The sequence below is a fragment of the Bradyrhizobium sp. Ghvi genome (genome assembly GCF_900115265.1).
Taxonomy (GTDB): domain Bacteria; phylum Pseudomonadota; class Alphaproteobacteria; order Rhizobiales; family Xanthobacteraceae; genus Bradyrhizobium.
On record NZ_FOVU01000005.1, the window covers coordinates 619,933 to 632,692 of the forward strand.

The 12,760-nt window shown below is 65.1% G+C and carries 13 protein-coding genes; 8 read left to right on the forward strand and 5 right to left on the reverse strand.

Features of this window, described 5'->3' with window-relative positions:
• Window positions 1–4: 4 nt before the first annotated feature.
• Window positions 5–1,399 (forward strand): M20/M25/M40 family metallo-hydrolase, encoded by a 1,395-nt coding sequence (locus BM374_RS22100; RefSeq protein WP_092296419.1) that lies wholly within the window; start codon window positions 5–7, stop codon window positions 1,397–1,399.
• A gap of 311 nt (window positions 1,400–1,710) precedes the next feature.
• Here BM374_RS22100 and BM374_RS22105 read toward each other — a convergent pair whose 3' ends face one another.
• Both BM374_RS22105 and BM374_RS22110 read right to left on the reverse strand, forming a co-directional pair.
• Entirely contained in the window at window positions 1,711–2,490 is a 780-nt protein-coding gene (locus BM374_RS22105) for a class II aldolase/adducin family protein (protein ID WP_092296422.1), read from the reverse strand.
• Between the two features lie 180 nt (window positions 2,491–2,670).
• Window positions 2,671–4,320: a glycosyltransferase family 39 protein gene (locus BM374_RS22110; RefSeq protein WP_092296425.1), complete on the reverse strand. Its 1,650-nt coding sequence runs from the start codon at window positions 4,318–4,320 to the stop codon at window positions 2,671–2,673.
• Between the two features lie 313 nt (window positions 4,321–4,633).
• Here BM374_RS22110 and BM374_RS22115 point away from each other — a divergent pair, with 313 nt between their 5' ends.
• Entirely contained in the window at window positions 4,634–5,491 is an 858-nt protein-coding gene (locus tag BM374_RS22115; RefSeq protein WP_177248453.1) for a DUF308 domain-containing protein, read from the forward strand.
• A gap of 179 nt (window positions 5,492–5,670) precedes the next feature.
• Entirely contained in the window at window positions 5,671–6,090 is a 420-nt protein-coding gene (locus tag BM374_RS22120) for a Ros/MucR family transcriptional regulator (protein ID WP_092296431.1), read from the forward strand.
• Window positions 6,091–6,207: 117 nt separating this feature from the next.
• Here BM374_RS22120 and BM374_RS22125 read toward each other — a convergent pair whose 3' ends face one another.
• Window positions 6,208–6,636 (reverse strand): SufE family protein, encoded by a 429-nt coding sequence (locus BM374_RS22125; protein ID WP_092296434.1) that lies wholly within the window; start codon window positions 6,634–6,636, stop codon window positions 6,208–6,210.
• A 69-nt stretch (window positions 6,637–6,705) separates the two neighbouring features.
• Window positions 6,706–7,140 carry a DUF5330 domain-containing protein gene (locus tag BM374_RS22130; RefSeq protein WP_092296437.1) on the reverse strand — a complete coding sequence of 145 codons (435 nt, stop codon included), beginning with the start codon at window positions 7,138–7,140 and terminating at the stop codon, window positions 6,706–6,708.
• A gap of 410 nt (window positions 7,141–7,550) precedes the next feature.
• Between BM374_RS22130 and BM374_RS22135 the strand changes: the two genes are divergently transcribed.
• From BM374_RS22135 to BM374_RS22145, 3 genes are all read left to right on the forward strand, one after another.
• A complete protein-coding gene (locus BM374_RS22135; protein ID WP_177248454.1) occupies window positions 7,551–9,392 on the forward strand; it encodes a sensor histidine kinase in 1,842 nt (613 codons plus the stop codon).
• A complete protein-coding gene (locus tag BM374_RS22140) occupies window positions 9,385–10,101 on the forward strand; it encodes a peptidoglycan-binding domain-containing protein (protein WP_092296443.1) in 717 nt (238 codons plus the stop codon). Before BM374_RS22135 ends, BM374_RS22140 begins: the two co-directional genes overlap by 8 nt.
• A 63-nt stretch (window positions 10,102–10,164) precedes the next feature.
• Window positions 10,165–10,509 (forward strand): DUF1491 family protein, encoded by a 345-nt coding sequence (locus BM374_RS22145; RefSeq protein ID WP_092296983.1) that lies wholly within the window; start codon window positions 10,165–10,167, stop codon window positions 10,507–10,509.
• Here BM374_RS22145 and BM374_RS22150 read toward each other — a convergent pair whose 3' ends face one another.
• Complete coding sequence (locus BM374_RS22150; RefSeq protein WP_092296446.1) at window positions 10,510–11,487, reverse strand: DUF2336 domain-containing protein; 978 nt, start codon at window positions 11,485–11,487, stop codon at window positions 10,510–10,512.
• Between the two features lie 253 nt (window positions 11,488–11,740).
• On the opposite strand from BM374_RS22150, the gene BM374_RS22155 reads away from it, so the two are divergent.
• Window positions 11,741–11,929: a hypothetical protein gene (locus BM374_RS22155; RefSeq protein ID WP_092296449.1), complete on the forward strand. Its 189-nt coding sequence runs from the start codon at window positions 11,741–11,743 to the stop codon at window positions 11,927–11,929.
• Between the two features lie 16 nt (window positions 11,930–11,945).
• A complete protein-coding gene (locus BM374_RS22160) occupies window positions 11,946–12,707 on the forward strand; it encodes a hypothetical protein (protein WP_092296452.1) in 762 nt (253 codons plus the stop codon).
• Window positions 12,708–12,760 lie beyond the last annotated feature (53 nt).

A 12,760-nucleotide genomic window follows, 5' to 3' on the forward strand; every position in this document is an offset into this window, starting at 1 on the left:
GACTATGGCCAACGCGCAGCTTCAATCCGTGCTCGACCACATCGACAAGGACTTTGACAACAGCCTTGAGCGCCTGTTCTCGCTGCTGCGGATCAAGTCGATTTCCGCCGATCCCGCCTATGCTGGAGATTGCAAAGCGGCGGCCGAGCATCTGGCCAAGGACATCGCCAGCCTCGGTGTCGCGACCGAGGTGAGGCCGACCGCCGGTCATCCCGCCATCGTCGGCAAAACCAGCGCCGGCGGACGGCCGCATGTGATCTTCTACGGCCATTATGACGTGCAGCCGGTCGATCCGCTCGACCTCTGGCATCGCCCGCCGTTCGAGCCCGTCGTGACCGACCATGCCGACGGCCGCAAGATCATCGTGGCGCGTGGCGCCGAGGACGACAAGGGCCAGGTGATGACCTTCGTCGAAGCTTGCCGCGCCTGGAAGAAGGTGACGGGCTCGCTGCCGATCGATATCACCTTCCTGATCGAGGGCGAGGAGGAGGTCGGCTCCAAGAACTTCGTGCCCTTCATCGAGGCCAACAAGGACGAGTTCAAGGCAGACTACGTGCTGGTCTGCGACACCGGCATGTGGGATCGCAACACGCCGGCGATCACGACGTCGCTGCGCGGCCTGCTCTATGAGGAGCTGAAGATCACCGCCGCAAACCGAGATCTGCATTCCGGCGTGTTCGGCGGCAGCGCGATGAACCCGATCCGGGTGCTGACCAAAATCCTCGGCGGCCTGTTCGACGACGACAACCGCATCACCATTCCCGGCTTCTACGACGGCGTGAAGGACCTGCCGCCGGATATCCTGGAGCAATGGAAGAAGCTCAATCTGACGCCTGAGATGTTCTTGAAGCCGATCGGGCTATCGATCCCGGCCGGCGAGAAGGGCCGGCTCCTGATCGAGCAGGCCTCCTCGCGTCCGACCTGCGACGTCAACGGTATCTGGGGCGGCTATATCGGCGAAGGCTCCAAGACGGTGATCCCCTCGCATGCTTCCGCCAAGGTCTCGTTCCGTCTGGTCGAGGGGCAGGATCCTCAGAAGATCCGCAAGGCGTTCCGCGACTACGTCACGGCGCGGCTGCCCGGCGATTGCAAGGTCGAGTTCGGCGACCACTCCGCCGCGCCCGCGGTGGCGCTCGACTGGAACATGAAGCCGCTTGCTGCTGCCAGGCAGGCGCTGACGGAGGAATGGGGCAAGGAGACCGTGCTGATGGGCTCGGGCGCCTCGATCCCGATCGTCGCCGATTTCAAGCGTACGCTTGGGCTCGACTCGCTGCTGGTCGGCTTCGGCCTCGACGACGACAACATCCACTCGCCGAACGAGAAGTACGATCTGCGCAGCTTCCAGAAGGGCATCCGCTCCTGGGCCCGCATCCTCGCCGCGCTGGCGGAGGTGAAGTAGGGCAAGGCGACGTGGGGGGCAAAGTCCGCCCTACGAATCTGGCAACAACTGAATTGTTCCTTCCGTCATCCTGAGGTGCGAGCTGTGGAGCGCAACGCGCTTCACGGCGAGCCTCGAAGGATGCACGGCCCCGCTGCTGCAGCTGGGCCGTCGCCCTTCGAGGCTCGCCGAGGAGGGCGAGCACCTCAGGGTGACGGCGATAGTGATCGCGCTTAGGCCCAAAATAAAAACGCCGCCCGGGATTGGACGGCGTTTCATTCCGAAATGTGTAGAGGTCGTTGGCGTCTACCCTACACGAAAATTCGAAAATCTCAAGACCGGTAGCCCGGCAGCTCGCGGTCGAGCTTGCGCAGCAGCGGCGGCCAGACGAGGTTCGTGGCGCGCAGTTCGGCGCGGTCGCGATTGGCGAGCAGCTCCGTGTTCTTCTCGATCGCGATCGGCTCGACCGGATAGACCGGCGTGCCCAGCGCGCGGGTGCGCACCTGCATCGAGCAGGCGCGCTCGAGGTGGTACATGCGCTCGAACGCCGAGGCGACCGAGCGACCGACCGTCAGAGTGCCGTGGTTGCGCAGCAGCATGTGGTTGTGGTCGCCGAGGTCCTTCTGGAGGCGTGGCCGCTCGTCGTGATCGAGCGCGATGCCTTCATAGTCGTGATAGGCGAGATCGTGGGTGACGAGCTGCGCGGTCTGGTTCAGCGGCAAGAGACCTTCGGCGCAGCTCGACACTGCGGTGCCGTCCAGCGTGTGGAGATGCAGCACGCAGATGGCGTCCTCACGCACCTCGTGGATCGCCGAATGGATGGTGAAGCCGGCCGGGTTGATGCTGTACTCGCTCTCGGAGAGCTGATTGCCGTGCAGGTCGACCTTGACCAGGCTCGAGGCCGTGATCTCGTCGAACATCAAGCCGTAGGGATTGATGAGGAAGTGATGGTCGGGGCCAGGCACGCGCGCGGAGATGTGGGTGTCGACCAGGTCATCCCAGCCGTACAGCGCGACGAGCCGATAGCAGGCGGCGAGATTGACCCGTTGCTGCCACTCGGCGTCCGTCATATCAGACGGCAATTCCTTCAGACGGGCTTCAGCTGGCGACATGGCAAGTCTCTCCGAACCTCATTGTTGCGGGGAGGGAGCCTAGTCGTGCCCTGGAGTGGCGGCAAGCCGCCTAAAGCGCGGCTGTTCAGCGTAGCCCGCATGGAGCGTAGCGAAATGCGGGGAGCCACGATCACGGTTCCGGATTGCGCTGCGCTCTGTCCGGGCTTCTGACGAGAATTATTACGGCGCCGGGATCGACAGCAGGCTGGATATGCTGCGGCCGCGGATGTCGTAGACGCGAGCGAACACGACGTCGTCGCGCTTGATCTCGACCATCACGGGCGCGCTGAGGCCCTTGCAGTAGAACTCACCGAGCGTCATCGCGAAATCGGCCGCGTTGGAATCCCATCCGATGGTGAAATCGGGGCCGAGCGCGACCTGGGCCGGGCGCTGCGGACCGCACACTGCGACCTTCCATTTACGATTGCGCGGCGGCACTTCCTGACGCTCGACCAGTTGCTCGCGCAGTCCGTCGGAAGCCTGCTTCAGCGCGAGGCCCCAATAGTCCAGCATAAATCGGTCGTCTGCGCCGCGCACCGTGCCGGCGATGTAGTTGAAGTGGGTGTACTGATAGGGATGCAGCCGGATCATCTCGGCGAGCGGTAACGCGAGGCCGAAGCAGAACAGGGCGAGCACGGCCGGCTGCCAGGCGCGGTGATTGGCGCGCAGGCGCTCCATGGTCCAGGCGAAGCCAACGCCGCCGAGCACCGCCATCGGCGGGATCACGAAGACGAAATGGCGGATGCCGTTGTAGAGCGCCGGACGCTTCACCATCGCGATCACGAGCGGCAGGGTAGCTGCCAGCGTCAGCATCAGCATGATGGTCTTGCGGCGGGCCGGAACCCCACGGCGCGGCAGCAGCACGAAGGTGCCGATCACGCTGGCTGCCATCAGCACCAGCATCACCTCGGGCAATTGCAGCGCGAACAGCGTCGGCAGATACGACCAGGGCATGTCGGGCACGGACACGATCGCGCCGTCGAACATCTCCTTCCAGGGCTTCTCGAAGAAGTGCGAAAAATAGGTCAAAGCCTCGAAGGGGTTGCCGGGCTCCATGATCGACCACGGCCAGATCAGGCCCATGACGAGATAGCCGAGCACGAGGCCGGGCAGCAGCACGTAAACGACATGGGCGAAGCGCCTGACAGCCTCGCGCGCGCCTTCGGTGCGCAGTTCCTCCAGGAACAGCGGGACGAAGCCGATCATTGCGTAGACCAGTGCGAGCCCGCCGAGAATGCGTGAGCCGATCGACAGGCCGGCACCAAGGCCGACGATCAGGATCGTGCGCGGCGAGGGATTTGGATATTCCTCGGCGAGGCGGACCAGGCCGAGCATCAGGACGATCATCGCCACCGCGAAGGGCGCATCCTTCGGGTTCATGAACATGTGGCCGTAGAAGATCGGGCAGAGCGCGAGCAGCAACAGCGCGCCAAGACCGGCAAGAGGTCCCCCGACGCGACGACCGAGCCGCCAGGTCACCGCAAGTCCGATCACGCCGACGATCGCGCCGACCAGGCGTCGCGTTTCGAACAGCTCGAGCGGAATGACCTTGTGCAGGAGCGCTGCGACCATGTCGAAGCCGCCGCCATACATATAGAGGTTGGCGAACGAGAGCGCGGCGGTGTCCCTGAAACCGGAGCCGTACATCCGCAGCAGCAGGTCGGCATATTCGGCATGGGTGTAGTCGTCCCAGCCGAGGCCGTAATCGCGGAAGGTCACGCCTGCGACGACGGCGACCGCAGCCAGAACCAACATGGCGAGATCGTCGCAAGTCCGTTCAACCGAGCGCCCGAGAGGCGTGTCGATCGCCGAGGTCGTGATGGATGTCATGGCTATTGGTGACCCGGAATCCCCTCTTGGCCCCGTCGGTGCGCGCGGGCCTGTTCCCCGGAATCCCTATAGCGCAGTTCCATTACCAAGTAATTGGGCATTATGGCTAAATTCCTGATGCGACGCAGCAATTTCCGATAACTTGGGAGCACATGACACCTAGCGGACCGTTGCTGAAGGGAATGTGAATAAGTCCCTGATATCCTTCCCTTTGGGAACGGTGGCGGCAAATGGTCGTTGGCGTGCAACGCAGGATGACGGTATCGTGGCGTAACGGGTGTCGCGCGTGGATGCGCGGCCGGGGGTGTGTTCGATGAGCGTGGCTTTGTTGATCGCTGGGATTTTCGCCGTCGTGGCGGGCCTCCTTGCGGTCGCGTTCGGCTATTCGATCCGGGACTTCAGCCTCGGCAGCACGCTCATAACGAGCGGAACGATTGGCGTCTGCACCGGAATGCTACTGGTCGGCCTCTATGCCGTGCTGCTCGAGCTGCAAGCCATCGCGCGCCGTCTGGCCGGAGCAGCCGCAGCGTCGGAGGTTCGCGTCAAGCCGGTGCTGCCGGGCCTTGCCGGATCGGGCGCGCCAGCGCCGGAGCCCGCTCCAGTGATGCGGGCTGAGCCGGCGCCGCCGCCATCGCCGGCCGCGCCGCCATGGCAGGCCGAGGCGCCGGCGCGCCTGGGCGCCGAGGCACCTGCCGAGCCGGAAGTGCCTCCGCCCTCGCCTGCAGCTCCGGAAGCGCCGCGCAGACGCAACCTGTTGTTCGCCTCGAGCTCGCGCAAGGAGCGTGAGCGCGCCGAATCCAAAGCGGCGGAGAGCGCGCCATCCCCACCACATGCAGAGCCTGCGGCGCCTGATGCTCCGCACGCGAGCTTCGACGACGCCTGGCCGAAGCTGGACCGCGCGCGGCCGCCGGAGCCGCCTCCGGCGCGCCGGCCGCCGCCGCGCCCGTCGTCGACCTTCGAACCCGCTGTGTCTCAGCCTGCCGCCCCACCACCGGCGCCCCAGCCGTCGGCGCCCGAGCAGCCGGCCGTGACCGTACTGAAATCCGGTATCGTCGACGGCATGGCCTATTCGCTTTATTCCGACGGCTCGATCGAGGCGCAGATGCCGGAGGGGATGATGCGCTTTGCATCGATCGACGAGCTCCGCGCCCATCTCGACCAACGCGGCTGAAGACCCCCGGCGTTCAAGTCCCCCTGGCGTTCAAGTAAAGTCTCGCAATTCTTGTGGCGAGATCAGTAATTAGTTCCTGTTGGTAAGTTGTCCTATTTCGGCCAAACGTATTGTTGACAGGAATTACTTCACTGTCGCCAATGCAGCGACGCACCCCTGACTGGAGAAAGGTCGCGCCCATGTCGGATGCCGGGGCCAAGAATTTCATCGAGCTGACGGCGAGCATCGTGTCGGCCTATGTCGGCAACAACCCGACGCCGGCCGCCGAGATTCCGAACCTGATCAGCCAGGTGCACGGCGCGCTGACGCGGGTGTCGTCGGGCCGTACCGAGACGACGCCGCTCGAGCCGGCAAAGCCTGCGGTGTCGCTGAAGAAGTCGATCGCGCCGGACTATCTGGTGTGCCTGGAAGACGGCAAGCGCTTCAAGTCGCTGAAGCGTCATCTGCGCACCCAGTACAACATGACGCCGGAGCAATACCGCGAGAAATGGGGCCTGCCCGCCGACTATCCCATGGTCGCGCCGAACTACGCGGTGGCGCGCTCGCAGCTGGCCAAGAAGATGGGGCTCGGACAGCAGCAGCGAAAGAAGGGGAAGTAGTGCGGTGCCCGAGATGTCGTAGGGTGGGGTTAGCCGAAGGCGTAACCCACCTCTTGGATTTCGGCGGAAACAGCAGTTACGCTGCGCTAACCCGCCCTATGAAGCTACGAAGCTCCCTCACGACGCTTCGGCGAGCGCCTCTTTCGCATCCGTCTTGATGCGCTCGACCATCGAGCGCAGGCCGTTGGAGCGCTGCGGCGTCAGATGGTCGCGGAAGCCGAACTCGTTGAACACGGCAATCGCGTCGGTATTGAGGATCTCTTGCGGCGTGCGGCCGGAGTACAGCGCTAGCACGATAGCGACCAGGCCGCGCACGATATGTGCGTCGCTGTCGCCGCGATACTTCAGGACCGGCGCGCCGCCGTCGCGATCGACCAGCTTCTGGAGCCAGACCTGGCTGACGCAGCCCTGCACCTTGTTCTCGGCCGAATGCTCTTCCTCAGGCATTGGTTCCAGGGTACGGCCGAGCTCGATGACGTACCGGTAGCGGTCGTCCCACTCGTCCAAAAGCTCGAAATTGTCCCTGATTTCGTCAATCGTCGTCATTGATGGCCCGTGGTTCCAGTTCAGGCCAATATAGGCACGCGAAGCCTCGAAATCGATAGGACTGGGGGCCTAATTCGCCGTCTCCGGCCCGTGCCATTCCAGCGCGAGATCGTCCTGCGTGAGCGTGTCGTGCGGCGCCTCGGTTGCTGCGGCCTCGCCTTCACCGGCAACCGCGATCGAACCAGTGCGGTCGGGCATCTTCTTGTCGTTCTTGTCGTTCTTCTCGTTCCTGATCTGCTCTTTTTTCTCGTTGATGATCTGGTAGATCTTGCGCGCACCGTCCTGGGCCCGCTGGCCGATGATGGTCGCGGCCTGTCCACCGACCTCGCAGGCCGCCGGCTGGCGCTTGCAGAATTGAGTCATGTCGGAGACGGCCGCAGTTGCAGCCTGCACCGCATCGGCGGCGCCGATCTGCGGCAGCTTCTCCGATTCGGGCGTCTTGTCCCGCGGCAGGAGCACCAGCACCAGCCCGAGCCAGAATGTGATGCGAAGTAGAAAGCGCATCCTATCGACCTGTATGTTAGATCCCGCGAGGGCGATTTCCGCACGCGTTTCGACCTAGCAACTCTCGATAGATCGCAAGTCATTGCCTTGAGCTTAATTCGCGGAAAATTTACGCAAGAATCTTCGCGGATCGAGCTGTCGTAAATATTCGATTGACGCGGGCGCCCGTGGTTGTCCGGCGCTGCATGTCCACCAATTCGAAACCATGAGCGGGGCGACGAAACCCTGTGTTCACCATCATCCGATGATGACATCGCCAAATCGCCTAAAAATCTCCGCGACGACACGGTGGCGGGCGGCGGCCCGATCCGCCTTAGCACTCGTTTAAGGTCGCTCTGACACGGTGGCTCAACGACAAGGAGGCGTTCCGGCGCGTCTTCTAAAGACGATTGAGCCGAAGCGCGAGACCCGTGACAGTTTTGAGTATCATCCGCGATTGTCTCGATGCACTGCTGCATCCCTCCGCGCGTTACGATGCGCTGACGCGTGCACGTCATCGGGCTTTCATGGCGCCGCGGCTTCTCGGAAGCCTGGCTGCCTTCGCCGCATTCCCGGTCTATCTCGTGCTGCGCGGCGCGCCGAGCGCCATTGAAGTCGCGGCCTTTGCCTGGCTGGTCGCGCCGATCCTGCTGTCCTGGTTCCTGTCGCGTACCGGCCGCTATGAAGGGGCCCATGTGCTGTCGTCGCTGGCGCTCGCCGGCCTGATCATGGCGATCGCGGCCACGACCGGCGGCATCGAATCCTTCGCTGTGATCTGGCTGGTCGTGGTTCCCTTGGAGGCCGCTCTGTCGGCCTCGCGCCGCGTTGCGGCCTTTGCTTCCCTGCTCGCGCTGTCCTGTGTCGGCCTGTTGATCCTGCTCAGCCAGCTCGGCTGGCTGCCGGACGGCGAGCTCGGCGCCGTCGACCGCGGTGTGATGATGGCGCTGGGCGTCGCCTCGGCGACGCTCTATGCCACGGGCCTCGCCTTCGGCGCGGAGTCGCTCACGCGTACCAGCGTTACGCTGCTGTCGCGCGAGGAGGAACGCTATCGCCTGCTGGCGCGCAATATGAGCGACGTGATTTCGCGCCATCAGCGCAACGGCGCGGCGCAGTTCGTCTCGCCGGCGGCGGAAGCCATGCTCGGCATTCCGGTCGCCCAATTGCTCGGCCATGGCCTGTTCGATCGCGTCCATGTCGCCGATCGTCCGGCCTATCTCACCGCGTTGTCCGACGCCGCGCGCGGCGACGTGCGCAGCGTCGAATTCCGGCTTCGGCGCGAGGCTTCCGGTTCCGAGCCTGGCCAAGGAAATTATCACGTCGATTTCATCTGGGTCGAGATGCGCTGCCGGCCGCTCGATCAGGATCCCGGCCGCGATCCCGCCCGCGAGGCGGAAGTCGTCGCCGTGATGCGGGACGTCACCGATCGCAAGCTGTCGGAGCAGGCGCTTGATCAGGCGCGCAGCGCGGCGGAAGCCGCCGATGCCGCCAAGACGCGCTTCCTCGCCACCATGAGCCACGAGCTGCGCACGCCGCTCAACGCCATCATCGGCTTCTCCGAGATGATCGCGCAGGAGCAGACCCTGATGCTGGCCGCCGGCCAGCGCAAGGAATATGCCGAGCTCATCAACGCCTCCGGCCAGCACCTGCTCTCGGTCGTCAACGGCATCCTCGACATGTCGAAGATGGAATCGGGCAATTTCGAGATTTCGGCGGAGCCGTTCGCGCCACGCGCCTCGCTGATGCATTGCTGCAATCTGCTGGCGCTGAAGGCGCGGGAGAACGGCATCGACCTCATCACCGACGCGCCTCAGGACCTGCCCGTGATGACGGGCGATCCCAGGGCCTTCAAGCAGATCGTGCTCAACCTCGTCGCCAACGCCGTCAAATTCACCGAGCGCGGCGGCCAGGTTACCGTGTCGGCATCGGCATCGGCCTCACAACTCACGCTGCGCATCAGCGACACCGGCGTCGGCATCGCGCCCGACGATCTCAAGCGCATCGGCGCGCCGTTCTTCCAGTGCGGCAAGACCTATCAACGCCGTCACGAAGGCACTGGCCTTGGCCTTTCGATCGTGAAGAGCCTCGTGGCGTTGCATCTCGGCGAATTGACGGTACAAAGCAAGCTCGGCGAGGGCACCGCCGTCACCGTCAAGCTGCCGCTCGTCTATATGCCGCCGCAAGCAAAGCCGGCCGAGAGCAAGGTCGCGACGCTGGCGCCGGCGCTCCGTCACGAAATTCAGGACCAACCTGCTCCGGTGAAGAAAAGTGCCTAGAAAATCTGCCAACGACGAAGCCGTTCCGCGCCGCCGTGGCGCCAAAGCTGGTGTCAAGGCCGCGGTCGTGGATGTCGAGACCGAGCGCAATCTCGTGATGCGCGTGCTCTTGCACAGCCCCAAGGATACGCTGGCAGGTTTCGTCGCCGCCGCCGCCATCAGCGCCATCGTCGCCAACGCGCTGTTCCTGCAGACCGGGCGGCATCCGGCGCCGATGTTCGGCACCGTGATCAACCTTCCTGCGCCGTCCTCGGTGTCGCTCGCCAATCCCTTGCCGCGCCCACGTCCCGTCGGCGCCGACACGTCGCCGCTCGAGCCGAAGGCGACCGAGTTTCGCGTCGAGCCGAAGCCGGCCGAGAAGCCGGCGGAGAAGCCCGCCGAGACGACGGCTTCGACACCGCGCTCGGGCGATCCCATGACCAATCTGGTGATCAAGTCCACCACGGCGACGCCGCCGGCCGTCGCCATCGCGCGTCCGCCGGCGCCGATCCCGGTGCAACAAAGCCCGGCGGCGCGTCGCCTCGCCGGCGTGCAGCGCGCGCTGTCCGAATATGGCTACGGCAATTTGAAGATCACGGGCACGATGAGCGGCGAAACCCAGTCGGCGATCCAGACCTTCGAGCGCCAGCACAAGATGCCCGTCACCGGCCAGGTGTCGGAGCGTCTGTTGCGCGAGCTTGCCGCGGCGATCGGCCATCCCGTCGAATAATCGGCAGCATCTGACAAAGGCGGAAGGCTGGTGCTGCTTGCAGCACTGGCCTATCCTGCGCGCATGCGTTTGAAATCAAGTATCTGGGTCTCTGCCTATTTGCGCCGGTGCCAGACCGACGGCGTGTTCGGCGCGGTGCGCCATCGCGGCGCCGAGGAGGCGGGCGCAGTGTTCGTCAAAGTGTCGCTGCTCGATGGCAATGCGATGCTCTACGTGCCGGCGCCGCAGACGTCTTATGACGACGGCCGGCCCGCCGATCGCTTCTTCGTCCCGGCGGCGCCGCAGCCGATGCCGGAGTCCGCCGTAGAGGAGCGCCTGGCCAAGGAGCTTCGCTTCGATCCGGATGCCTGGATCGTGGAGACCGAGGACCGCGCGGGGCGGCACTTTCTCGATCTCGCAAGGACCTGACTATCGCTCCGACGATCCGCTGCTGCCCGTGCGCACCGCCGGGTTCGAGCCGGGCTGCACGCTTGGCCGGGACTGGCTGGCGCCGGCGCGTGCGCGCTGGCGGTCGCTGTCATGCAGCGACGGCTGGTACTTGGCGCGCGTGACGGCGAGGGTCGAGCCGCGCCAGGCGGCGAGCATCACCAGCGCGGAGCGGTCGCTGAGGCGGTCGTAGAGCCGCGACAGGCGGTAGACCTCGTTCACGGAATTGCCGATCGCGGGCTTGAAGAACAGCAGAATGCGCTGGAAGTTCGGGCTCGGCATGTCGAGCGCGCGTGCGGCGACCGCAAGCGCCTCGCCGCCGGCATCGTCGACGATCTGCGCCGCGACGCGCGAGGGCAGGATCAACGTGTCGCCGAGCTCGTAGGCGAAGCTCTCGACATCGCCGGCAATCGCAGCCATCTCAAGGATCTGGATCGCCCGCTTGGCGTGCACGGTCGGAATCCGCGGCGCGGCCTTCAGCGGCGTCTGCGCCAGATTGTGCAGGATCTGCGCGCGCTGGGTCGCATCGGCGCGGAAGAACATGTCGTGAATTTCGGCCGCTTCCTTCGGCTGCATCGCCATGCTGGCGGCCATGCGCTGCTCGGCTTCGGTCGGCGTGCGGGCAGGCGAGGGGGCGGGCGTGGGCTGCGGGATTTCGCGCGCGAGCGGCACCCTGCGGCCTTCCTGCGCTGCGACCAGCCCAAGCTTCTGGAGGACCGGGACCGGCGTCTGTGGATAGACCGCAAGCTTCGCCTTGACGGCCGCGCGCGTCGCGTCGTCGACCTGGTCGATCAGCCGCGTCGCAAGCTCGATGAATTGCCGCTGCTCGTCGTCGCTGTGGGTGCTGGCCTGGACATACAGATCGGTCAGCACGCGCAGCAGCGTCGGGCGAACGTCGACGCCCTCGCGGCGGGAGAGTGTCATCAGCCCGTCGAATCCGGGAAACAGCGACTTGGTCATGAAGGCGTACGCAACTCGGAAGAACTGTTGCATCAGCCTATCAGCGGTTCCTTTAAAGGCTCCTTAAGGAAAACGAAGTGTGAAGCAAATCGGCGCATTTCGATCGTTCTCGTCTCGCTGCGGGACGGCTCGCGCCGGCCCGTGTGGCTACGGTCCGAACACTGCGTTTACATCCCGTTAACCATAAACTGATCCTAATGACCTCCATGTTGCGGGGGGCGCGTTCGGTCGCGCGGCAATCGAGAGAGCTGACATGGGGACCATCATCGAATTTCCGGCCGGTCGCCGGGTGGGCTCGTCGGGGGATGTCACACCGCGCACGGACATGGGAACGATCCTGATTCTTCCCGTCATCCGTATCGAGCGCGAAGCGGACGAAACCAGCGGCGACCGTGGACCGGAGCAGGGCACCGCGCCGGGGCGCCGTCGTCGTCGCCGCTAGCTTTGCGGCTGTTGCAATGCCGGACTCCATCCGCCAGATTCGCAGCGTTACGTCGGCCATCCTGCTCGCAGCGGTCGGCGCCTCGCTTGCCGCGTGCAGCGGCGGTGATTTCGGCCGCACCCGCGCCGACATGCGCAGCGACGACATGCATCGCTGGCTCGGCGCTGAAGTTACCGGCAGTCTCGGCCTGCAACCCTCTCAATTCCAGCTCACCGACGAAGAGCGCCAGCTTCGCGACCTGGCCTATCCCATGATCGAGCCGCCGCTGTCGCGGCCGGCCTGGAAGAGCGTGTTCGGCGACTACAAGGCAATCCCCTCGCCGTGGCGCCAGAAGATCGTGTTCGACCGCACCATGTACGGTCGCACGCTGATCGACGAGCCGCACCGCTCGCACGCCTCGCGCTACGCGCAGCTGATCGAGGACGTCCGCAACGACATCACCCGCTTCGAGCCCTTCTTCGCCAGCGCCATCCGCGTCATCGATCTCGACAGGAAACGCGACGCCAGCATGGCGCGCGTGTCCGCGCTCTCGCCGCAGGAGAGGACCGATGCGGTCGAACGCATGCGGGAGAATGCGCTGATCATCCAGTGGGTGCAGCTGTCGCTCGAGCAGCGCGTCTCCTCCTATCGCTGGGCGCTCGAGCGGCTGGTGATCCAGGCGCCCGACGGCATGGCCGCCGACGCCGATCGCCTGATCGGCGAGCTCGCGGCCCAGACCGCCAATCCGCCGGTTCAGTCGCAGCCTCCTGACGGCCGCGCTGTCGTCTCGAAGGGCTGAGCGCGGGTCGTCGCGCAGACGCGGGGCCTGTCCGGAATGCGCGTCGCAGGAGC